The organism is Microbacterium sp. 22303 (assembly GCF_052045265.1).
Classification (GTDB): domain Bacteria; phylum Actinomycetota; class Actinomycetes; order Actinomycetales; family Microbacteriaceae; genus Microbacterium.
On the sequence record NZ_JBQEOQ010000010.1, the window covers coordinates 1 to 20,940 of the forward strand.

General features: G+C 65.4%; 18 protein-coding genes and 1 pseudogene. 3 read left to right on the plus strand and 16 right to left on the minus strand.

Annotated features, from left to right (window positions below):
• Window positions 1–571: 571 nt before the first annotated feature.
• Window positions 572–898 (plus strand): annotated as a pseudogene (locus ACTJI8_RS19825) (ATP-binding cassette domain-containing protein); the annotation flags it as partial.
• A 376-nt stretch (window positions 899–1,274) separates the two neighbouring features.
• Here the strand turns inward: ACTJI8_RS19825 and ACTJI8_RS19830 are convergent.
• The 5 genes from ACTJI8_RS19830 to ACTJI8_RS19850 all read right to left on the minus strand — a co-directional run bounded on the left by ACTJI8_RS19830 (window position 1,275) and on the right by ACTJI8_RS19850 (window position 6,415).
• The gene (locus ACTJI8_RS19830) at window positions 1,275–2,534 is read right to left on the minus strand and encodes an NAD(P)/FAD-dependent oxidoreductase (RefSeq protein WP_440735158.1); all 1,260 of its coding nucleotides are present in this window, start codon (window positions 2,532–2,534) and stop codon (window positions 1,275–1,277) included.
• Window positions 2,531–2,848 (minus strand): 2Fe-2S iron-sulfur cluster-binding protein, encoded by a 318-nt coding sequence (locus ACTJI8_RS19835; RefSeq protein WP_440735159.1) that lies wholly within the window; start codon window positions 2,846–2,848, stop codon window positions 2,531–2,533. The genes ACTJI8_RS19830 and ACTJI8_RS19835 overlap by 4 nt, the downstream gene beginning before the upstream one ends.
• Before the next feature lie 93 nt (window positions 2,849–2,941).
• Window positions 2,942–4,084, minus strand: a complete 1,143-nt coding sequence (locus ACTJI8_RS19840) for an epoxide hydrolase family protein (RefSeq protein WP_440735160.1) — start codon at window positions 4,082–4,084, stop codon at window positions 2,942–2,944.
• Between the two features lie 15 nt (window positions 4,085–4,099).
• Window positions 4,100–5,680 (minus strand): NAD(P)/FAD-dependent oxidoreductase, encoded by a 1,581-nt coding sequence (locus ACTJI8_RS19845; protein WP_440735161.1) that lies wholly within the window; start codon window positions 5,678–5,680, stop codon window positions 4,100–4,102.
• Between the two features lie 99 nt (window positions 5,681–5,779).
• Window positions 5,780–6,415: a TetR/AcrR family transcriptional regulator gene (locus ACTJI8_RS19850; RefSeq protein ID WP_440735162.1), complete on the minus strand. Its 636-nt coding sequence runs from the start codon at window positions 6,413–6,415 to the stop codon at window positions 5,780–5,782.
• A gap of 250 nt (window positions 6,416–6,665) precedes the next feature.
• On the opposite strand from ACTJI8_RS19850, the gene ACTJI8_RS19855 reads away from it, so the two are divergent.
• Window positions 6,666–7,598 carry a zinc-binding dehydrogenase gene (locus ACTJI8_RS19855; protein ID WP_440735163.1) on the plus strand — a complete coding sequence of 311 codons (933 nt, stop codon included), beginning with the start codon at window positions 6,666–6,668 and terminating at the stop codon, window positions 7,596–7,598.
• Here ACTJI8_RS19855 and ACTJI8_RS19860 read toward each other — a convergent pair.
• Window positions 7,592–8,422: an SDR family oxidoreductase gene (locus ACTJI8_RS19860; RefSeq protein ID WP_440735164.1), complete on the minus strand. Its 831-nt coding sequence runs from the start codon at window positions 8,420–8,422 to the stop codon at window positions 7,592–7,594. The two genes, ACTJI8_RS19855 and ACTJI8_RS19860, sit on opposite strands and share 7 nt — an antisense overlap.
• Before the next feature lie 133 nt (window positions 8,423–8,555).
• Here ACTJI8_RS19860 and ACTJI8_RS19865 point away from each other — a divergent pair, with 133 nt between their 5' ends.
• Entirely contained in the window at window positions 8,556–8,954 is a 399-nt protein-coding gene (locus ACTJI8_RS19865; RefSeq protein ID WP_440735165.1) for a nuclear transport factor 2 family protein, read from the plus strand.
• 12 nt (window positions 8,955–8,966) lie between these two features.
• Here the strand turns inward: ACTJI8_RS19865 and ACTJI8_RS19870 are convergent, their stop codons facing one another.
• The 10 genes from ACTJI8_RS19870 to ACTJI8_RS19915 all read right to left on the minus strand — a co-directional run bounded on the left by ACTJI8_RS19870 (window position 8,967) and on the right by ACTJI8_RS19915 (window position 20,938).
• Window positions 8,967–9,728 carry an SDR family NAD(P)-dependent oxidoreductase gene (locus ACTJI8_RS19870; RefSeq protein WP_440735166.1) on the minus strand — a complete coding sequence of 254 codons (762 nt, stop codon included), beginning with the start codon at window positions 9,726–9,728 and terminating at the stop codon, window positions 8,967–8,969.
• Window positions 9,729–9,747: 19 nt separating this feature from the next.
• A complete protein-coding gene (locus ACTJI8_RS19875) occupies window positions 9,748–11,361 on the minus strand; it encodes a hypothetical protein (protein ID WP_440735167.1) in 1,614 nt (537 codons plus the stop codon).
• Between the two features lie 21 nt (window positions 11,362–11,382).
• Window positions 11,383–12,300 (minus strand): VOC family protein, encoded by a 918-nt coding sequence (locus ACTJI8_RS19880; RefSeq protein ID WP_440735168.1) that lies wholly within the window; start codon window positions 12,298–12,300, stop codon window positions 11,383–11,385.
• A gap of 18 nt (window positions 12,301–12,318) precedes the next feature.
• Window positions 12,319–13,302: an alpha/beta hydrolase gene (locus ACTJI8_RS19885; protein WP_440735169.1), complete on the minus strand. Its 984-nt coding sequence runs from the start codon at window positions 13,300–13,302 to the stop codon at window positions 12,319–12,321.
• A 33-nt stretch (window positions 13,303–13,335) separates the two neighbouring features.
• Window positions 13,336–14,952 carry a bifunctional 3-(3-hydroxy-phenyl)propionate/3-hydroxycinnamic acid hydroxylase gene (locus ACTJI8_RS19890; protein ID WP_440735170.1) on the minus strand — a complete coding sequence of 539 codons (1,617 nt, stop codon included), beginning with the start codon at window positions 14,950–14,952 and terminating at the stop codon, window positions 13,336–13,338.
• A gap of 71 nt (window positions 14,953–15,023) precedes the next feature.
• A complete protein-coding gene (locus ACTJI8_RS19895; RefSeq protein WP_440735171.1) occupies window positions 15,024–17,063 on the minus strand; it encodes a 3-hydroxyacyl-CoA dehydrogenase NAD-binding domain-containing protein in 2,040 nt (679 codons plus the stop codon).
• A gap of 22 nt (window positions 17,064–17,085) precedes the next feature.
• Complete coding sequence (locus ACTJI8_RS19900) at window positions 17,086–17,964, minus strand: cyclase family protein (protein ID WP_440735172.1); 879 nt, start codon at window positions 17,962–17,964, stop codon at window positions 17,086–17,088.
• Window positions 17,965–17,993: 29 nt separating this feature from the next.
• Window positions 17,994–18,830, minus strand: coding sequence for an enoyl-CoA hydratase-related protein (locus tag ACTJI8_RS19905; RefSeq protein ID WP_440735173.1), 837 nt, complete (start codon window positions 18,828–18,830; stop codon window positions 17,994–17,996).
• A 60-nt stretch (window positions 18,831–18,890) separates the two neighbouring features.
• Window positions 18,891–19,772 carry an acyl-CoA dehydrogenase family protein gene (locus ACTJI8_RS19910; RefSeq protein ID WP_440735174.1) on the minus strand — a complete coding sequence of 294 codons (882 nt, stop codon included), beginning with the start codon at window positions 19,770–19,772 and terminating at the stop codon, window positions 18,891–18,893.
• A gap of 20 nt (window positions 19,773–19,792) precedes the next feature.
• On the minus strand, window positions 19,793–20,938 hold the full coding sequence (locus tag ACTJI8_RS19915) for an acyl-CoA dehydrogenase family protein (RefSeq protein ID WP_440735175.1): 1,146 nt from the start codon (window positions 20,936–20,938) through the stop codon (window positions 19,793–19,795).
• Between the last annotated feature and the right edge of the window lie 2 nt (window positions 20,939–20,940).

The following is a 20,940-nucleotide window of genomic DNA, read 5'->3' on the forward strand; positions in this document are numbered from 1 at the left end:
CAGGTGGCCTCGTTTTCACACGTCGCAATGGCCTACTTTTCGAACGTCGTCGACACGTGTCGGCGACGGGCGAAAACTAGGCCAATACGACGGGCGAAAACTAGGCCACGTGGTTGTGTCGCTGGTCTGCCGGATTCTGGGTTCTGATGCTGGGGAGGCTGTCGATTCCGCGTCCTCGGAGCCGGTAGCTGGCGCCTTTGGGGGTGAGGACGTCGGCGTGGTGGACGATGCGGTCGATCATCGTGGCGGCGGCACGCCCTGCACGCTGTGGCAGTGACGAACCAGAAGCGGACATTACGGTGCGGTGCCCAAGCATCTCCGCGTCGCGCAGCTTCTCGCTGAAGCGGAAGTAGTCATGAAGCGCCCCTTGATCCAGGGCGCTGAGTAGGAAGAAGGGTGTCCGGTCAGAGTCCCATGCGTCGCCGAGCTCACGTCGAAGCTGGAGGTATGCGGGGTTCGTTAGTCTCGGCATCGTGGCCGTCACTATGAACCGGTAGAGGATGACGCTCAAGCATGAGCGGGAGTCAGCCCTGCTTTCATGTTCACCTTGGTTTTGCCGTTCGCTTCGGTGTGGGACAAGCGAGTGGGCCAGCGCGGTGCCCGTCTCTCTAGGGGACAGCGCCACCGATTGGCGATCGCCCTTGCACTCGTCCGCAACCCACGCGTCTTACTCATCGACGAAGTGACGAGCGCTCTGGACTCAGAGTCCGAGGAGACCGTCAAGGATGCTCTCGACCTCCTGATGCGCGGTCCGACAACACTGGACGTCGCGCATCGATTGTCGACCATCCGTCAGGCAGACCGCATCCTGGTGTTCGAGGGCGGTCGCATCGTCGAGCGCGGTCGACACGACGACCTGATCGCGGGAGGCGGTCGTCACGCCGACCTTCATTCCGCAGTCTCGGATGAAGCACCCCTTCGCGTATCGATGTGCGTCAATGCCCCGGTCGGTCTCAGCATGCTAGGGAGTCGCCTGGCTACCTATCGCTGGACGGCCGTTGGCGCATCAGCTGGTAGTGGCAGCCGATACTCGAAGCCCACGACTTTCCCCTTCGGCGTGAACCAAGTACTGCTGGGTCAGCGCGAACGGGCAAGGCGAAAAACCGGACCGCACGGGCGTTCGTCAAGTCCCATGCGTCGAATCCGTCCACTCGCTGCGGCTCAGCGGTCGCGAGATCGGCTATCGGAGATCTACCGCTGATCGACGAGCTCCCAGTCCGAGTACCAGCACAACGCCCGCATTCTTTCTCGCCAACGCCTTGTCGGCCTGAAACTCAAAGAGCAACGAGCTCTTTCAGGTCTACCGTCGGGTCAGCTAGATCCGCCCGATCGACCACCGAACCACGTTCGACGAGCAGCTTGCCCTGCGCGAAGTCCTTTATTGAGTTGACGCAATCCAGCGCGATCACCCGCCCGTCGCGCAGATAGACCACGCTGAATCGGGACGCCTCGGGATTGCCGCGGATGACATACTCATCATGGCCAGTGAGCAAGCCGACCGTCTGCAGCTTGACATCGAATTGGTGCGACCAGAACCAGGGCGGAGCCGTCGCAGGGCGCGTCGTCTCGAGAATGGCAGCGGCGACGATCTTTCCGTGCTCGACTGCATTCGGGACAGACTCCAATCGGACGCGGCCCGCGGCTGCAAATGGGTTGTCGAAGTTCGCGCAGTCACCGATGGCGTACACGTCCGGGGCGGAGGTAAGGCACCCCTCGTCGATCTCCACACCGTTCGAGCAGACGATACCCGCCGCCATGAGGGGCTCGACGTTAGGGATGAGGCCGACTCCCACGATGACGAGGTCGGCGGGGAGTACCTCACCCGTGTTCAGACGCACGCCTGTGACTTTCCCAGCGTCGTCGCCGAGGATCTCGTCCACGCCGGAACTGAGCAGAATCGACGCGCCCGCGTCGCGGTGAAGACGAGCGTAGAAGTCCGAAACAGGAGCACACGTGACGCGGGCCAGCAGGCGATCCTGCACCTCGATGATCGTGACGCCGATGTTCCTCGCGGACAGCGCGGCCGCGGCCTCGAGCCCGATGTATCCGCCGCCGATGATCACGGCGTTGCGGGCGGTCTCCATGTGCGCGCGCAGTCTTTGCGCATCCTCGTGATTGCGCAGACTGAACACCCCGGGCAGATCCGCGCCGGGAAGGTTAAGTGTCCTGGCTCGGCCGCCCGCCGCCCAGATGACGCGACCGTACCCGATCCATCGTCCAGTGGTAGTGAGAACACGATGACCGGCGACGTCGATCGACTCCACCGAGACGGCCGGAAGGATCTCGATCGCGTGGGTGGCCCAGTACTCCGTGGACCGGAAGCGAAATTCATCCACCTCCGCCTCGCCCTTCAGGTACGCCTTCGACAGCGGAGGGCGCTGGTACGGTTCATCCTCCTCGTTGCTCACCATGCCGATCGAGCCGACGAAGCCGCCGTCGCGCAGAGATAACGCGGCTTGCACGCCCGCCTGCCCCGAGCCGACGATAAGAACGTCGAACGACTCGGCCCCTTCGAGTCCGTGCACGGTGCTCATTGGTGCTCCGAGATCTGCGTGGCGAGGCCGTCCATGTCAGCCGTGACTGTCACCTGACATGCCAGGCGGCTCTCGGGCCGCACGTCGTCCATCATGCTGAGCAGGTCCTGCTCCCCCTGCGACTGCGTGCCCGTCTGGTCTTGCCACGCCACCGGGATGTAGACGTGACAGGTTCCGCAGGTGAGTTCGCCGCCGCACTCGCCGACGATGCCAGGGATATCGTTCTGGACCGCGCCGCGCATCAGCGATTCCCCGTCCGGGACATCCACTTCGTACAGGGCGTCGTCCGGGGCAACATAGGTGATTCGGGTCATGAGTTCTCCTGAGGATGCTTCAAAGGTTGATGACTGATCGGAAGTGCAGAGAGGGCCGAACCTATTCACGCTCCGCCCCCACCACATACACGCTCAGCGGAGCTCGCGGAGCGATTCTCTGATATCGGCGACGAGCAACTCGGGTTGCTCGAGGGCGGGGAAGTGTCCGCCCTTCTGCTGCGGGGTCCACCGGACCACGTTGTAGTTGTGCTCGGCGATGCGTCTGGTGGACCGGTACAGTTCCTGCGGGAAGATTGCGACGGCAACGGGCGCTTCGACACGTTCGATGGCAGGCCCCATCATTCCGGCGACCGCGGTCTCGAAATACAGGCGCCCCGAGGAGCCGCCCGTCGCCGTCACCCAGTAGGTCGTGATGTTCGACAAGATTTCGTCTTTGGTCAGGACCGATTCGAGGTCGCCGTCGTTGTCGGTCCATTTGTTCAGCTTCTCGACGATCCAGGCGGCAAGACCGACCGGCGAATCCACCAAAGAGTACGCGATCGTCTGTGGTTTGCTCGCGTGCAGCGCGAGGTAACCCGTCTCGGTCATTGAGTACATCGCCTGGTCGGACGCGAGCTGAGACTCTTCCTCCGTCGGATCGCCGTCCTCTGGTCGCAGCCCGCTCGTCATCAGGAAGGTGAGGTGCAGACCTTGCACCCGCTCCGGATGACGAAGGGCCAACTGACTCGCTACGACCGATCCCCAGTCGCCGCCATGCACGAAGAACTGCTCATAGCCCAGCCCGGTCATCAGCGCGGCGAGTCCATCCGCCATACGCGCGGGATGCCAGCCTGCCTCGGTGGTGGGTCCGCTGAAGCCGAATCCCGGCAGCGACGGAATGATCAGATCGACGGCATCCTCGGCGCGGCCGCCGTGAGCCACCGGATCGGTGAGCGGGCCGATCAGCTTGAGGAACTCGCCCGGCGAACTCGGCCATCCATGCAGGAGCAGCAGGGGAAAGGCGCTAGGAACGGGCGACTTCACATGGATGAAGTGCACGTTCTGACCGTCGATCGTCGCCGTGAACTGCGGGAAGGCATTCAGTCGCGCTTCGAATGCCCGCCAGTCGAACTCGTCGCGCCAGTACGCCACGAGCTCTTGCATGTAGTCGAGGCTGGCGCCGTAACTCCATCCCGCGTTCGGGATGGAATCCGGCCAGCGGGTGTTAACCAGCCGACTGTGGAGGTCGGCCAGGACGGCGTCGGGCACCGCGACGGTGTAGGGGGAAACTTCCATGGGTCTGCTCCGCTCTCAAGCAGTCAGGGTATTGTCGGCACGCTTGAGGGATCCCAAGCGATCCCAGTCTCCCAGCACGCGCGACTTGAGGTCCTCGTCGCCCATCCACTCGGTAGATCGAACCATGTTGATAGTCTCGAAGAACTTCAGCGCGATCGCGGGGTCCTCCGTCGCCAGAGCGAGCACACGATCGCCGTACTCCGACTCCGGCGACTTCTCCGACACCTGAGCGACACCGTCGATCGTGACGCCAGGAACCGCATAGTCCGAACCTGTCGAGAATCCCCACGCCGGATCGACCAGCGTCTGCAGATTGTGCTGGAAGCGTTCCGCGAAACCGCCGAGACCCGCATTGTTTCCGTTCTGGGCAAGGTGCTCGGCCAGAGTGGTGCGCAGGGTCGCGGCGCCTCGCGCTGCGAGGGTCATGCCCTGACCGTAGATCGGGTTGAAGGCGGCCGCGGCGTCTCCGACGACCACGAATCCCTCCGGCCGGTTCTCCAGGCCAGCCCAATCGCGGTGACGATTGGACGTGTTGCTCCAGCCCTCGATGTCGGTGACACGCCCGTGCTGTTCGATCAGATCCTTGAACTCCGGCGCGCCGAAGCTCGAGATGAAGTCCATGAATCCGTCGACGTCGGTTGGCGGCCGGTCACCAGCGCAACCCTGAGCGGTCACGACCATGAGGTTGCCCTCCTGGCGCCACATGGATGCCCCACGGGTGGCCGCTCTGCCTTCGCCGCTGACGGTCGGACCGACGTAGTAGGCGACCCAACCCGGATCCCAGTCCTCGGGAACCTCGACATACGTCGTGGCGTATCCCCACTTCGCATCGATGACGGTCTCGACGGGCTTCTGGTAGCCGGCTGCCTCGAGCCACTCGGGAGCGATGGACGGACGGCCGCTGGCATCGATGATCAAGTCGCCGGTGATGACTTGGCTCTCACCGGAATCCAGGCTCTCCACCACGAGTCCGACCGCGCGGCCATCCTCGACCACGAGGCTCTGGGCTCGCGAGCGGTCGATGATGGTGACGTTCTCGATCTCGGACGCACGACGGCGGAGGTTCCACTCGAGGAAGCGTCGGGTGCTCATGAGCATCCGCATGTCGGAGGGCTGCCGGGCGAACCAGCCGAATTTGGAACCGTACTTGAATCCCGCGGTGGGGTCGGTGTAGGGAACACCGGCTTCCTGCAGGTCTTCGGTGAGGCCGGGGAAGATCTTCTCGAGGTCGAGCGCACCGCCTGCACTGAGAATGTGGAACTGTCCAGAGTGAGGTACGCCTCGACGCTTCTCTGCACCCTGCGGCAATGCGTCCCGCTCAATGACGATCACCTTATTGAAGAGGCTAGCTAGTGCCGCCGCGCTGCTGGATCCGGCGATGCTGGCGCCAACTATCACGGCGGTGCCGAGCCGGGGAATCGAGTCGATCTGTTCTTCGGTCATGAGTTGCGATCCTCTCTTCGCGGGCGGCGTTGCCCACTGGGTCCGCGTCCGCGCCTTTAGGCGTCGGATGTCGCGCGGACTCGACCAGGTTAGCTTATCAAACGATCGACCGGTAGTGGAGACGAGATGTGAAAGCTTCTTGTCTCCAGTCAAACACCGGTGGTCGATGAGAAATCGCTCGTGTCCGAACCGATGGGACCATCCACGGACGGCGGCGGTGACGAGAACGTCGACCCAGGCTGGTGAGCGCGGTCAGCGTGCCCGAACCGAGTCTCCGACGAGAGCGACAAGGGCGTCGACAATCGTGTCGGTGTCGAACTGGCGGCCCGAACGCCGGCTCGGCCAGAACCTTACGTTGTTGACGGACCCGAGGACGAAACGGGTCAGCAACCGCTGGTCGATGTCTTTGCGGATGGTGCCATCCGCCTGCCCCGCGACGACGCAGTCGCTGATACTGCGCTCGAAAGCACGCCCCCAACCGGCCGCCGTGGCGTGACGCTCTCCCGTCAGGTGCTTCATCTCGGTGAAGAAGATGTTGGCTCGCTCGACGTTGGCCAGGAACCACTCGCTCGAGCGCCGGACGTTCAGTAGCAGTTTCTCCAGCGGAGGCAGATCGAGCTGCTCGATCCGCTCGTGAATCTCTCGCGTCTGCTCGTGCGACTCCTGGAGGATGCGGAAGAGAAGCTCTTCCTTGGAGTTGAAATAGTGGTAGAGGCTGCCCTTGAGCACTCCCACCCGGCTGGCGACATCCTGAATCGAGGTGGACGGATAGCCCTTCTCGGACATCACGGAGATGGCTGCGGCGATCACGACGTCGTCACGGTTGTACCGTTCACGCGGCTTCGCGGCATCGCCCGGAGCGCCTGTGCCGGCCTTTGACTGAGTCATTTTCCTCCTCGTTGCGTCTAAGCGGAGCGGCAAGGCCGCAGGCTTCCGAACCGCACTTGATCCTTTACGTTAGCGCGTCACCGTCGCCGGAACCGCTGCGGTGTTCGTCGAGGCGTGAGGACGACTCCTTCGCCGCCACGCCTCGTGCCGGCGTACCTGTTCTCCGCGGATCGGAGTATGGTTTCAAACGAGCGATCGGCAGTTTCAATATTATGCGCAATGACGCACACCGTGAGGAAAGAATATGACAATGAAGGCGTGGCTCTTCCGCGATACCGATATCCCCCTCGAGCTCATCGAGCGGGACGTGCCGGAGCCCGGCGACGGCGAGGTGCTGATCCGAGTCGGCGCGTGCGGGATCTGTCACTCCGATGTCGGTCTCTTCGAGGACCGCAAGTGGCTCGACATGATGAAGACACCCGTCGTTCCTGGTCACGAGATCGCCGGCACCGTGGCCGCGCTCGGCCGGGGAGTTGCTCAGTTCTCCCCCGGCGATCGCGTCGTGGTGTGGTCGATCGCCGAGCTGCACGGGTACTTGCGAGACGGCGGCTTCGGGGAGTTCGTGGTGGCCAAGGCCGACACTCTGGTGCACGTGCCCGCCGACGTCCCTCTTGAGAAAGCGATCTTCTCCGAGCCGGGGATGACCGCATACGCTGGCGTCGTGACGGCAGGGATGGTGGCGCCAGGTCAGCGCGTCGGCATCATCGGGTACGGGGGTCTGGGCCGCATGGGGGCGCGCATTGCGCAGCTGAAGGGCAGCGAGATTTACATCGCCGAACCCAACGAAGCTGTCTGGGACGACGCTCTGGCGGCGGGCACGAAGCGCGTCGTGCGCGATGTCTTGGAACTCCAGAATGAAGAACTCGACCTCGTCGTCGACTTCGCCGGATTCGGGACGACGACCGACGGCGCCATCAGCGTCGTCCGCCCCCACGGCCGTGTCGTGCTGATCGGGCTGGGTCGAACGGAAGCGGCCATCAACACCTACAAGCTGGTCGGGAAGAACGTCTCGCTGCGCGGCAGCGGCGGTGGGAGCAAGGAAGACCTCGAAGCGGTCCTCAGCCTGATCGCCTCGGGCGAGATCGATCCTGTGATCTCTGCGACGGACTTCGAGGGCATCCCGGCCGGGCTCACCCGTCTCGCCGAAGGCGGCGTGACGGGCAGGCTCGTCGCGATCTACTGACCCGCCCCAGCGTTCGCGAAAACGGTGGCCACGGTGGCATCAGCGAAACTGTAGGCGTCGACGCCCCGCAGCACCAATTCAGCCCCGCCGTCACAGAACAGCATCTGTCCGCAAAGGTGGGTGTTCTGTTCTGATGCGAGCCAGATCAACAGATCGGCGATCGTCTGGACCGTCTGATGATGATTGAGCGGTGTCGGCACTGAGGCATTCATCTTGGCTCTCCCCTCTTCGGACGCGAGGAGGGGAGCAGTCATCGGAGTCAGGACGAGCCCCGGGGCCACTCCGTTCAGCGGGATGCCGGCACCGGCCCACGCCGTCGTCGCCGCCTCGCGTCTGAGCCACAATCCGATCGCCCGCTTGCTCGACTGGTAGATCAGGCTCTTGGTCGGATCGTCCGCCTCGTATGCGCCTGCAACCGCGAGCGCCTCAGCCTCGTCGTCTCGGAGTAGAGCCTCGACCAGGTCGGGGTGGTACGGATGCACGACCGAGACGGACGAGACGAGCACCGCGCGCGGATGCGGTGAGCGTGCCAGCACCGGACGGATGCCTTCGAGGAACTGCGTCATACCGAAGTAGTTCACCGATGCCGTGACGGCTCGCGGCGCGGCCACGCCCGCACACGCGATCACGGCATCGATGGAACCGGATGCCGCAGCCACCGCATCGGCGACCGCCTTGTCCCGCCCCGAGGGGGTAGATAAGTCCGCCTCCACCTCGGCGTCGCGTCGGTCGACCCCGATGACTGTCGCCCCTCCTGCCCGCAGGGACTCTGCGGTGGCGAGACCGATGCCCGAGGCCGATCCGGTGATGACATATGTGCGCATAGCTGTCTCCCTATCGCGGCACGCCCACCGTGGACGAGCCCAGGATCAGTGTGCCGACCAATCGCTCGTTTGACAAGCATTGGTGTGTCGCTCACAATGGAACGACCATCCTCTCCACGAAAGCAGCACAGCCATGCATCCCGCACAGCAGAAGACCCTCATGCGCGACTTCCTCATCGCCCTCGATCGGGCCGACAGCGATGCCCTCGCAGGGCTGACGTCGGACGGTTTCACGTTCGAGACGATCAGCACCGCATCTGGTGAGTCCGCGCCGCTAGCACGTGAGCAGTTCCTCGACATCATCCCCCGCGTGCTCCCGACGATGTTCCCCGGGGGTTTCGGCTACGAGTTCGAAACGGCCATCACCGAGGGCAATATGGGGTCGATGCAGGGCACCGCCAAGACAGTCACCGCTCAGGGGCGGCCCTACCTTAATCGCTACCACTGGTTCTTCGCGTTCGACAACGAGAAGGTCTCCATGTTCCGCGAGTACCTCGACAGCTATGCCGTCTACGAGGCGTTCCGGCCCTGACCCGGGGCGGGATCAGTCGATCGAGTCGCCACCGTCCACGACGATGGTGGCGCCCACTACGTACTTCGACTGATCTGAGGCGAGCCAGACGACCGCGCCGGCGATGTCTTCGGGGGTGCCGAATCTGCCCGCCGGGATCGCGGCGGTCATGTTCGCCCGCACCTCTTCGGATGTCGATGACATCAGCATGGGCGTCTCGGTCATCCCGGGCGCTACAGCATTGATGCGCACTCCGCTGCGGGCGTAGTCCAGCGCGGAAGACTTGATGAAGCCCACGACCGCGTGCTTGCTGGCTACGTAGGCGGCAAGGCCCGGACTGCCCACGACACCCAGACCTGACGCCGTCGCGATGAAGGACGCGTGAGCGGATTCACTCAGCGCGGGCAGAGCAGTCTGGAAGGTCACGAACAGACCGGTCAGATTCACCTCGATCACCCGCCGCCACGTGTCGAGCGGAATGTCACCGGCAGCGGCGACCGGCTGCGAAATCCCAGCATTCGCGTGCACGATGTCCAGGCCGCCGAACTCTGATGTCGCGAGTGCGACCACCTCGGCCATCTGCTGCGGATCTGAGACGTCTGCGGTCCGCACACGACCGGCGCCCGGGCGGATCTTCTCCGCGAGGCGAAGAGTCTCCTGCAGACGACCCTCGTCGACGTCACAGCCCACGGCGGACGCACCGTTGCGGACGAGCGCGAGCAGCGAGGCCCGGCCGATGCCGTCGCCGGCTCCCGTTACGATCGCCACCCGGCCTGAGAGATCTGATGTGGACATGCTCACTCCTTGTTGTATATCAGTCGTCGGATGCGATGGCCACGAGCGTGCCCGCGCCGTCGCACCCGACGATCACGGCTCCATGCGGTGAGATCGCCAGATCCGCAAACGGCAGCCAGGGTCCGGGAGCGAGGCCCGGCAGTCCGGCGACGATGGTCTCCCCGACGCCGGGTGCGGGACCGACGGGAAGGTTTGCCGCGATCTCGGTGACCACCCCGCCGCCCAGATCCACGCGCAGCAGCGTCCGCGCTGCGCGATCGAGGACGAAGACATCCTCGCCGGACACGGCGACGCCGGAGGGCTCAATCAGACCCTCCATGAGCGTCCGTGAGACTCCGTGCTGGTCGATGTGGATCACCCGGCCGGCACCGGACTCGGCCACCACGATTTCGCCGGTGGCCGTCACGGCGACGCCGCGCGGATCGTCAAGTCCCGACACGAGCACGGTCGTGCCGGCTGCGGTGATCTGCAGCACTTCGCCCGCATCGCCCGCGACGGCTACTACACCGCCGTCGGGCGCCCCGGCCATTCCCATCAAACCGGCGATACCCGTGGCGAGAACGGAGTCGGCACTGTTCTGCGGCCACTGCGCGATCGTGCCCTCCGTCGTGCCGATGACCAGGCTGCCGTCGACGAGGTGCGCGACGGACCGGGCGACTCCGGGGAACCCCGGTGTCGCGACGGAAGCCGGGTGCTCCAGCGACCCATCGGGATGCCACCGCGCATACCCCAGTCCGTCGGCGATGCAGACCGAGCCGTCGGCAGCTGCAGCGACGCCGAACGGCCCGACCAGCCCCGGGGCGATGAGCAGGCGCACCGCTCCCGATGCATCAATGGCGCGGACTGATCCGTCGATCTGGTTGGAGACGAAGAGCGTGCCGTCGTCTCGGAATGCGAGGTTGTCCGATCCGCCGGGAAGGGTCGCGATGACCTCCACGGCGCCTGATCCGACCGTGGACACCTTCACGACGTCACCGCCCGCAAGAGAGGCGTGCAGGATACCCTCGGGGCTGAACTTCACCGCGGTGGGTGCGGACAATCCGGCCGCGACCCGCTCCGGCACGCCCCCATCGATCCCGATCCTCCAGATCTCGCCAGCGAAAACCGACGGGTAGTAGAGGTACGAATCAGCGCCAGCGGCGAGCCCGTTCGGCCAGTCCACGTTCTCGGCCAGGACACGCCGCTCGCGGCCGTCGGGGAAGAGCTCGAGGATCCGCCCTCCGGGCCGGAATTCGTCGACGAACACCCGATCCCCGACGGTCGTGATCCCGTTGGCCGAGGGGACATTCGCATCCACGACCTCGACTGAACCATCGAGGTGGCGCACACTCACCCGGCCCAGAGCGAACTCGGTCACGTACATCCGCCCGGCCGCGTCGAACGCGATGTCGTCGGGGCACTCGATCGGGTCGTCGGACCGGCTGACGTTGCGTACGGCACCGTTCAGGCTGTCCACCGCGCTGATGGCACTTCCGTGCCCCTCGGCGATGTACAGCTCGCCGTCGGGTCCGACGACGAGGCCGTTCGCCCCGACCAGTGCCGTCGCAGGCGTCAGCGCGGTCCATGTCCACCCGGGGTGGGTGGTGATCCGGGTCAGATCCTGCCCGCCGTATCGGGTCGTGCGCGTGGTCATCTCGAGGCCGACAGCGGCGCGTTAGCGCTTCGCGATCGGTGCATGAGGGGCCATCAGCTTGCCGAAGTCACCCGGCATCTCGCCCCAGAGGTTGCCACCGCGCGGGTCCTCGACGCTCCAATGCCGCGGCTTCCATCCGTCACCGGCGATCTTCTGCATGTCGGCGTAGACCTCGACCAGCAGACCATCGGGGGATACGTGGTAGCTCGCGATGTTGTCTCCGCCGCCGTGTCGGCCCAGGCCCCACAGGTAGCCGTAGCCCGAGCGCGAGAGCTGATCGCCCAGCCGGCCGAGATCAGCGGTTCCCGGAACCTCTAGAGCGTAGTGGTGCACACCCTCGATCGGGCCGCGGCCGATCGCCAGCGTGTGGTGCTCGAGGTGGCAGCGCAGGAATCCGATGTAGGGATCCTCAGGAGTTCCGATCCAGTCAGAGGGCTTGAACTTGAAGACTGCCACGAGGAACTCCGTCAGTCCCTTCACATCCTGAGTCCACATGAACGCGTGGGCCAGACGATGCGTGAGCACGCCCTTGGGCTGGTAGTCCCTCTCGACCTGCTCCATCTCGACATACGTGTCGATCACGTGCCCCGTGGGCGCGATTATGCGCAGCATCTCGACGATGCCGGGCTCGCTCGTGGCAGACTCATCGATCGTGGCACCGATCTCGATCGCGTTGGCGCGGATCTGCGCCAACGCGTCGGCATCCTGTGCGATGAGGCCGATGTGATCAAACTCGGGCCCTTCGGACCCGCCGATGAACTCCATGGTGTGGTGGTTGAGGGAAGGCCATACGGAAGGATACGGGCTTCCCTGCGACACGTAAGCGGTGTTGCCGACGCGCTCCACCTCGATCATGCCTAGGACGTTCGTGACGTAGTCGACCGAAACGTCTACGTCCGGCACTCGGAAGGCGATATGTCCGATGTCTGCGATGAGCATGCGTTGACTCCTTGAGGTCTAAGAGGTAACCGACGTCGAATCGACGTCAGGCATGAACGGTTGGTTGAGATACGCGAGCTGCCGCTGAATGAAGCCGGCGATTCCAGACAGGGCCCGGACGAGGTTCTCGCTCTCCGGGGCGAGTCCGCGGTTCAGGAAGATGTGCGGCGCATCCGGGTATACCGCGAGCTCCGCCATGCCGCCCGCCTTGGCGTACGCCTCGACGAATGCGAACTGCCGATCGGAGGACACGCCGCCCATGTCGTCGGCATCACCGTGCACAAGCAGAAGCGGAGGTGTGCGGATGTCGGTGCGGGTTGCCGCGATGTGCACAGGACTCATCGCGGTGACCTTGCTGACGCCGCCGAAGTACTCGTGCAGGCCGTAGAAGTCCAGCTCGCCGACCTCAATGCCGTCGGCGGCCTCGGTCACGTTCGCATCGACCATCATGTCCACCAGGTCAACGGGTGACCCGGAGCAGATGATGTAGGCGAGTTCAGCATCCAGGTCGGGCGCGTCGCGAAGGGGACGCGAAGTGAACGGCTCGGAGAATCCGAGCATCGCATTGACGAGCACGTTGTGCGCGCCGCTGGACACGCCGAGGGCGCCGACGTTCTCAGAGCTCGCATTGAAATCCGCAGCGTGCGCCGTGAACCAGCGGATGGCGTAGTTCACGTCCGCAAAAGTCGCCGGGAACGGACCGTGCGGTCCGTCGACGCGCCGGAACGTCTCCGTGGGCGGGGCCTGACGAAAATCGATCGACGCGACCACGATGCCGTGCGAGGCCAACTCCTGGTCGATCGGTCGCTGGCGGAAACGATCGAAGAGTCGCCATCCCCCGCCGTGAACGTCAATCAGCAGAGGGAAGGGGCCTTCCCCCTGCGGCTGGAAGACCGTGGCGCCGAGCGTGACCCCGTCCACAGTGGTGTAATCCAGTTCACGGATGTCGACCTCGAAGGTGGCGCTCGGGTCGTAGCGCAGAGCGGTAGTCGGTGCGGGCATGAGTATCAGGATCCTCTCTGGTCGGCCTACGTGTCAGCCGACGGGTACGGTGCCGGCCGAGGCCTGGTCGCGAGATGCGGAAAGCTGGATGCGCAGCTGACTGACGACGGCCTGCACGTCAGTCGCGTCGTGCACTGCAGCGAAGACGTAGAAGTCCGGTCGGGCAAGGAAGCCTGCGATCCGGTGCTCCGAAAGGAAGGCCGCGTACGCACCGTCGAGGTCGCGGGCGATTCCGGGGCCGGCGACTTCTCCGACGCCGACGATCGTGCAGCGGATCGTCTCGAGGAACGCGCGGTCGTCGTCCGAGAGAGAGACGGCCACGTCGACATCGCGCATGATGAGTTGGAAGCCCCACCCCACGACGTCGTCGAATCGGCCCTCCCGGCCCTCAAAGGACACCCGGCCCTGGGGAGCCAGTTGACCGACGACCGGCTCGGTGCCCTCGTTCAGCAGCACTCCCTCGTCGATGTCGGCAGCCGGCGGCGGGGGCGGTAACACCGATCCCTCCAGGAGGTCGCGGTCGCGCTGCCGCGCTTTCTCGGAATCCAGCTCCATCGCCCACCGCCCGATCTGCTCGGAGACGGTGACGACTTCCTCGACCTGCGGGAAGCGCTCGGTGAAGTAGGTTTTCAGCAGCGCCGGATCACTGACACCGCGCAGCACGAGGTCGAGCTTCCAGCTGAGATTGATGGCGTCGCGCAGACCCGAGCAGGCTCCCTGGGCGAGAAACGGCGTCATGGTGTGAGCCGCGTCGCCAGCGAGCAGGACTCGTCCGCTCTGCCAGGATCGAGCGAGCCTGCTCTGGAACGGGAACATGACGGTCCGGTAGATCTCGACATCGTCACGCGTGAGCCCGTGCACGCGCTCGAGCACTTCGTAGCCGGCGTCGAAGCTCATCCGCTCGTCGTGCGTGCTCTCCGGGTCGGCATAGAACTCGAACCGCAGGCGGCGGTCGCCGATCGGGATGACCGCGAACGCGCGCCCTTCGGGGGCGGCCATGATGACCGATTCGCGCATGTCTTCGGAGAGACCCCAGAACTTCGGCAGGACGCGCTTGCGGATCGCGTCGACGCAGATCCACGCGCTGCGGAACTCCGAGCCGTCCCTCTCGATTCCGGCGGACTCGCGGACGATGCTTCGCGCGCCGTCCGCCCCGATGAGGTAGCGGGCCTGGATCGTCATCGACTCGGCGGGGTCGTCGGACTCAGTCTTGTGCACCTGGATGGTGACGATATCGTCATCCTGCGTCCAGGACTGCACTTCCCAGCCCTGGTATACCGTGGCTCCGTGCTCGCGCGCCGCGGCGTCCATCGCGTCTTCGATGTGAGGCTGGTACATCGAGATGTGGCTGGGGTATCCGCTGACCGAGTACCGGTCGTGGTCCATCTTCAGGATGAGCTCGTGATCCTCGTTGAGCAGCAGAGTGCGCTTCAGTTGATGGGAGTCACGGAGCGCCTCGTCGACATCGCCCGCTGCCTGAACGATGCGCGCGGTCTCCCCGTCGATCGTGCACAGGCGCGGAAGACCGTATAGCGATGGCCACCGCTCGATGACGCAGACCCTGTGTCCCATCCGGGAAAGAAGAGACGCACTGGCTTGCCCCGTCGGTCCATAACCCGAGATGACTACGTCGAACTGTTCCATCAGCATTCCTCCCAGGTCAACGACATTGTGAATCACTCGATGTGCTAATCAAACGACTGATCGGTAGAATAGCACCTTCAGTGCGAGCCGGACAACTTGACGGCGGCACGTGCAGGATAACGGTCACGCACGGCCTTCATGAGGTCATCCACGATCGCCGGCACCTCTGTCGAGACCGCCGTCGGCTCCGCGACCGAGAAGGTGAGCGGGTCGGAGCGGTAGACCTCTGACAGCGCGCGGACAGCGTCCTGCTCATCGAAGGTGGCGAAGTGCCGAAGGGGTCCGCCCAGCCAGCGCGGGAAGGCGAAGCCCGCCGTCATGGCTATATCGACGTCACTTGCCCGCGCAGCGATCCCGTCGCGGACGACGACCGCCGCCGCGCACACCATGGAGGCGATGATCCGACGTTGGATCTCGTCTGGCTCGATCTCCCGCGCCGCGATGCCCTTCTCGCGGCGTGCCGCCTCGATGATCTCGGCGACCACGGGATCAGGCTCCCCCCGTGAGGCGCCAACGGGGTAGTGATACCAACCGGCTCCGGCCTTCCGACCGAAGCGCCCCCGCTCGCAGAGGGCATCGGGGATGGTGACATAGCGCTGACGGGGATCGCGAGAGGCGGCAAGGCGCTTCCGGCGCGCCCAGGCGATGTCCAGACCGGACATGTCGCCGACGGCGAACGGACCGATCGGCAGGCCGAGTGCGCGCATCGCTTCGTCCACCTGTTCAGGGCTCGCGCCCTCCTCGACCAGGAACTCCGCCTGGGTCCGGTAGTCCGAGTAGACCCTGTTGGCGACGAATCCCTCACCGACGCGCGCATCGATCGCGGTCTTGCCGAGCCGTTTGGCCACCGCGTGCAGTGTGGCGATGGTTCTTTCATCGCTCGTTGCAGTGCGGACGATCTCGACGAGGGGGTTCCGGTCGGCCGGATTGAAGAAGTGCAGACCTGCCAGTCGGGACGGATGCCGCATCCCGACTCCCATCTCATCGATGTCGAGGTAGGACGTGTTTGTGGCGATCACCGTTTCGGCGCGCACCACCGACTCCAAGGCCGCCAGCAACTCCTGCTTCACCGCCATGTCTTCGAACACGGCGTCGATCACGAGATCGACGTCAGCCAGACGGGCGATGCTGTCGGTGGCCGCGATCCCCTCCTCGCCCTGCAGGCGTGCGAGCGCTGCCGCGTTCGAATCGAAGACGGTGACATCGAAGCCCTTGTCGCGCATGTGCCGCGCCAGAGCCGAACCCATGGTGCCGGCACCCGCCACCGCGACACGCACGATCGGGGCACCGAAAGCAGCCGTCCGCCCGCCCGCCGCAGTCCTCGTCGCGAAGAAGAGGTATCGCAGGTTGGCGGACTCGTCGCTGGCTCGGAGCCGCTGGAAGATCGCTCTCTCCTCCGCCAGCGCGTCATCGACCTCCAGCTCCAGACCCCGGCGGATGATGGCGATCGCCTCGGCCACAGCCGGTCGCGCGCGCCTGCCCGCACGCTGAGCCGCAGCGTCGATCTCGTGATCGGCCGCGGCGGGTGGCGGAAGATCGCGGATTCGCCGCTTCGCGCCCACCGTATGCCGGATGGCCGCTTCTCTGAGGGATCCGGAGGACACCTTCTCATCGAACACGCCAAGCTCCAGACCCTCCGCCGCCCCCACGCGGCGTGCGGTCGCGACGAGGTCGATCGCTGCCGCGGGGCCGATGAGCCGGGCAGTGCGAACGGTGCCTCCGGCGCCCGGGATGACACCCAGGGTCACCTCCGGGAATCCGATCTCCGCCGTCTCGTCGACCACCCGCGCATCGCACGCGAGCGCGAGTTCGAGACCGCCCCCGAGGGCGAGGCCGTTGATCGCGGCGACGACCCGGACGGGCATCGCCTCGACGACGGCAATGAGTGCAGGCAGTTGCGGCTCCTCGATCGGCCTGTCGAACTCTTTGATGTCCGACCCCGCATAGAAATGACGACCCGCCGACTCGATGACGACGCCATCGAGCTCGGGCGCGGCGGAGACCGCGAGGAGCTCGTCGCGGAGGGCGCGGCGCAGTGCGAGATCGCCGGCGTTGACCGGCGGGTTGTCCAGGCTGATCACCGCGACGGTGCCGACCCAGGTCGTCTTCACCAGCATGTCTTCTCCTCCGACGGGGTTTTCACAAGATCGCCATTGCATTTGCAGGCGAGCTGACGCCGCCGGCGATACGCAACGGGACGGACACGAAGAAGAACTCCCAGCGACCGGAGACCCGGCACGCGGCAGCAAGGGCTTCCAGGTCCAGCAATTCGAACATCGACATCCCGAGCGCGGGGATCAGTCGACGGTGAAGCGAGCCGATGTCCCGGGAACCGGGCGCCGCCTCTACCGCAGGATTGTCGGCCCCGACCGCCGCAACGCGACGATCCCACAGCCACTGCGCCATGGCCTCGTCGGCGCGCAGGCCGTTCCATGCTCGCTTCGCCGCTCGTTCCTCGGCATCCGTGCGCAGGAAGTGTGCGGTCCATCCGGTGTGGATGAGGACGACATCCCCCGCTCGCACGTCCACGCCTTGCTCACGCGCGATCTCCGCAAGGAGCCCCGCGTCGTACATGCGTCCGTCGAACGGAGTGACCTTATCGACCTCATCGTGACCGGCCAGGTCGAGTAGGACACCGCGAGTGGCGATGCCGCGCGCTGCGACGTGGTGGATCCCGATCTGCTCGCGCGCCGCCTCGAGGTCAGTGCGTCCACCGAAGAAGCCGTGTTCGCGGGCGCGAACATGCGCCAGCCCGTCCAATTGGGAAGACGCCTGGGGATTGAAAGCCTCCAGCACGTCTTGTGCCTCGTTCCCCTGAACCTCGACGACGTGACGGACCGGCGATCGCCCGAACAGCGGCGGGTCGAACGCGTCGATCGCGAGATTCAGCGAGAAAGCCCGTCCCTCCCGGACGAGGCGCGCGCCCTCGGCGGTCTTGTCGGAGTCGATGAACGACAGGGTGCCGATCTCCGAATCCAGCACGCTCCACGCGTGCCGCACGCCCAGATCTCCGAGCACGGGGAGCTCGGAGTACGACAGGAAGTCTTTCACTGAGCATCCTCGATGTCGGGAAGCCCTTCGTCGTGGAACCGCTGGATCGCCGCTTTCAGACCGAGCTCCTTGATCCAGGACTGCACCAGTGCCACTTCGGGGGTCAGGTGCAGCAGCGCGTCGGTCTCGGCGCCCATGCGCGCATAGCTGAGCAGACCGTCCATCTCGGCCACGCGGTTGATCGCCTCCTTCTTCAGGCGGAGGAGGTTGCCGGGGGTTCTCGCGATCGAGTGAGCGAGGTCTCGCACGTAGTCGTCCAGCTCGGAAGCAGCGACGGATTCGGCGGCCCACCCCCACCGCACCGCCTGCAGTCCCGAGATCCGGCGCCCGGCGTCGAAGGACATCAGCTTCGCGCGCTTCGGGCCCACCAGGTGCACCCAGAGCGGAGACAGGTAGCCGCCGCCGAGAGGCAGTGAGGGGGAGGACTGGATCGACGCGTCATCGGCGACGATCGTGATGTCGCACAGTGACGCGAGCTGGGTACCGCCACCGATGCAGTGGCCGTGCACCGCGGCGATGACAGGCTGCTCGTGTCTCCAGATCCTGGTCCACAGCTCGATGTTGTGCACCAGGCGGTCGCGATCGGCCACGGGACCGCGTTCGCTGGAGTAGCCGATCTCCTCCGCGTCCGGCGAGACGTCGTACCCGGCGCAGAACGCCCGACCTGCGCCTCGGATGACGACGACTCGGTTCTGTGTTCCGCGGAGGGTGTTCAGGGCTGAGTCCAGCTCCGACAGCATCCGATCGTTCAGCGCGTTCAGCCGCTCGGGACGATTCAGTGTGAGCCAGACGACGGGGCCGTCGTGTTCGAGTGTGATGCATTCGTAGGTCATTGCTGGTTCCCTTCACCGGGTCGTTGCGCCGATCGCCCGTCGCGCCTCACCGTCCGCGCGTCACACACGGCAGCGCAGCCCGCCGATGACGTCTTTGGCCATCATGATGTGTCGAAGGTAGTGATGCAGCCCCATCTCCCACGTGAAGCCCAGCCCGCCGTGCACCTGAAGGACCAGCTCCGCCGCATCGAGGCACCGGTTGACGCTGTACTCGGCGCTCTGCCCGAACGCCTGGCCCGTCAAGCTCGCGCGCAGCACCGCCGCGTCGGCGGATTCGACTGCGATAAGGACATTGGCCAAGTGATGCTTGACAGCCTGGAAGGAGCCGATCGGCTTTCCGAACTGCCGGCGCTCCTGGGCGAATATCACCGCCAGATCGAGCATGCGCCGCGCGGCGCCGACCGAGGTGGCGGCATACACCACCGCGAGTTCGTGAGCCACCGCGTCCGACACGGCGGTCGGGTTCTCGGTCACCTCGACGCCGCGGGCGATCAGATTCAGACCGTCAGGAGTGCCCTCGGGAACGTCGATCAGCGAGTCGACGCCGCCCTCGCCCAGCGAGGTCGCCAGGCGCAGGCCCTCGACCTGACCGAATGGGATGTACCGACGCGACCCAACGCCCAAGGATGCGGTGGGAACGGCGAAGGAGACGGGTCCGTCCCACTCGCGCGCGGCGGCGGAGTGCCGTTTCGCCATGACGCTTTCCATCAGCGGCAGCGGAAGCAGTCGCGTCCCCCATACTTGGGCCAGCGCGACGATGTCGCGCAGCTCCGCCCCCTCGTCGTCGTCGCGTACTCCGACGAGGTCCCATCCGCCGGAGGCGAGGGCCGCCCAGCTCAGTGGCGAAGCGCCGTCGGCGTACGTCCCGATCGCGATACCGGCGGTCGCCCGGTCGAGAATCTCTTCGATCGCACCCGAGGCCAGTTCGCCGATGTCGCCCATCTTGGTGCCGACGATGGCGCTCATCGGGGCAGCCCCAGGACGCGCTCTGAGATCACGTTGCGCTGGATCTCATTCGTTCCCGAATAGATCGACACCGCCTTGGACTCGAAGAACTGATACCGCCAATGCTCACGATCCTCCGGCACCTGCGCCTCGAACCCCACGCGCGCTACCAGCTGCCACAGATCGCTCCACATGACTTTCAGGACTGACACGGCGCGAGCGAAGGACACGCCGCCCTCCGCCTCGAGGTCGATGACCTTCGCAAGCTGCCAGCGCAGCACCTCGGTCTGCTCGTCGAGCTGCTCGAGAATGCCCGTCATCTCGGGCCTGTCGCCGCACGAACGCATCAGCAGGTCGACGTCCGACCGGATCTCCACATAGCGTGCCGCCGCCTCGGACCCGCCCCGCTCGTCGCCGAGCAGCTCCATGGCGATCCGCCATCCGTCGCCGTTCTGGCCGATACGATCCTCGGCGGACACGTACACGTTGTCGAACTCGGTCTCGGCGAAGTGTGTGGCGCCGGATATCTGGCGGATGTCTGATACCGACACCCCTTCGGCGCGCATGTCCACCAGGAACATCCCCAGGTTCTTGTAACGCGGCGCATCCGGATCGGTCACGGCCAGGACGAAGATCATGTCTGCGTGCTGCGCGAACGTGGTCCAGGTCTTGCGACCGGTGATCCGGAAGCCGTCGCCGTCTGCGACCGCACGGGTCTTCACGCTCGCCAGATCCGAGCCGGCATCCGGCTCCGAGAAGCCCTGGCACCACACTTCCTCACCGCTGAGCAGAGGCGGGATGTACCGTTCCTTCTGCTGCTGCGTCCCGCTGCGGACGATCATCGGGGCAACGAGCGTCTTGCCCACGCGGGAGAACCCGTCGGGCGCCTGCGCTTTGGCGGCGAGCACATGGAACATCACGTCTTCGGCGAGTCCGAGGCCTTGGCCTCCGAACGCCTTGGGAAACGCGATCCCCGCGAATCCGCCGCGCCAGAGCTGCCGGTCCCACTCGCGACGAATCAGGTCCGCATCATGAGGGCTTAGCGCACCGCGTGATTCTCGCCACGCCGCGGGCACCGCGGAATGCAGCCACTCCGCTGCTCGCCTCTCGAATTCCACGAGGTCTGCGTGGGACTGCTCCGTGATGGCACTCGCGATCTCCATGT

Coding starts and splice junctions, on each gene's coding strand:
- ACTJI8_RS19830 (WP_440735158.1), bottom strand. CDS start 2,534: ATGAGCACCGTGCACGGACTCGAAGGGGCCGAGTCGTTCGACGTTCTT.
- ACTJI8_RS19835 (WP_440735159.1), bottom strand. CDS start 2,848: ATGACCCGAATCACCTATGTTGCCCCGGACGACGCCCTGTACGAAGTG.
- ACTJI8_RS19840 (WP_440735160.1), bottom strand. CDS start 4,084: ATGGAAGTTTCCCCCTACACCGTCGCGGTGCCCGACGCCGTCCTGGCC.
- ACTJI8_RS19850 (WP_440735162.1), bottom strand. CDS start 6,415: ATGACTCAGTCAAAGGCCGGCACAGGCGCTCCGGGCGATGCCGCGAAG.
- ACTJI8_RS19855 (WP_440735163.1), top strand. CDS start 6,666: ATGAAGGCGTGGCTCTTCCGCGATACCGATATCCCCCTCGAGCTCATC.
- ACTJI8_RS19860 (WP_440735164.1), bottom strand. CDS start 8,422: ATGCGCACATATGTCATCACCGGATCGGCCTCGGGCATCGGTCTCGCC.
- ACTJI8_RS19865 (WP_440735165.1), top strand. CDS start 8,556: ATGCATCCCGCACAGCAGAAGACCCTCATGCGCGACTTCCTCATCGCC.
- ACTJI8_RS19870 (WP_440735166.1), bottom strand. CDS start 9,728: ATGTCCACATCAGATCTCTCAGGCCGGGTGGCGATCGTAACGGGAGCC.
- ACTJI8_RS19875 (WP_440735167.1), bottom strand. CDS start 11,361: ATGACCACGCGCACGACCCGATACGGCGGGCAGGATCTGACCCGGATC.
- ACTJI8_RS19880 (WP_440735168.1), bottom strand. CDS start 12,300: ATGCTCATCGCAGACATCGGACATATCGCCTTCCGAGTGCCGGACGTA.
- ACTJI8_RS19885 (WP_440735169.1), bottom strand. CDS start 13,302: ATGCCCGCACCGACTACCGCTCTGCGCTACGACCCGAGCGCCACCTTC.
- ACTJI8_RS19890 (WP_440735170.1), bottom strand. CDS start 14,952: ATGCTGATGGAACAGTTCGACGTAGTCATCTCGGGTTATGGACCGACG.
- ACTJI8_RS19895 (WP_440735171.1), bottom strand. CDS start 17,063: ATGCTGGTGAAGACGACCTGGGTCGGCACCGTCGCGGTGATCAGCCTG.
- ACTJI8_RS19905 (WP_440735173.1), bottom strand. CDS start 18,830: ATGACCTACGAATGCATCACACTCGAACACGACGGCCCCGTCGTCTGG.
- ACTJI8_RS19910 (WP_440735174.1), bottom strand. CDS start 19,772: ATGGGCGACATCGGCGAACTGGCCTCGGGTGCGATCGAAGAGATTCTC.
- ACTJI8_RS19915 (WP_440735175.1), bottom strand. CDS start 20,938: ATGGAGATCGCGAGTGCCATCACGGAGCAGTCCCACGCAGACCTCGTG.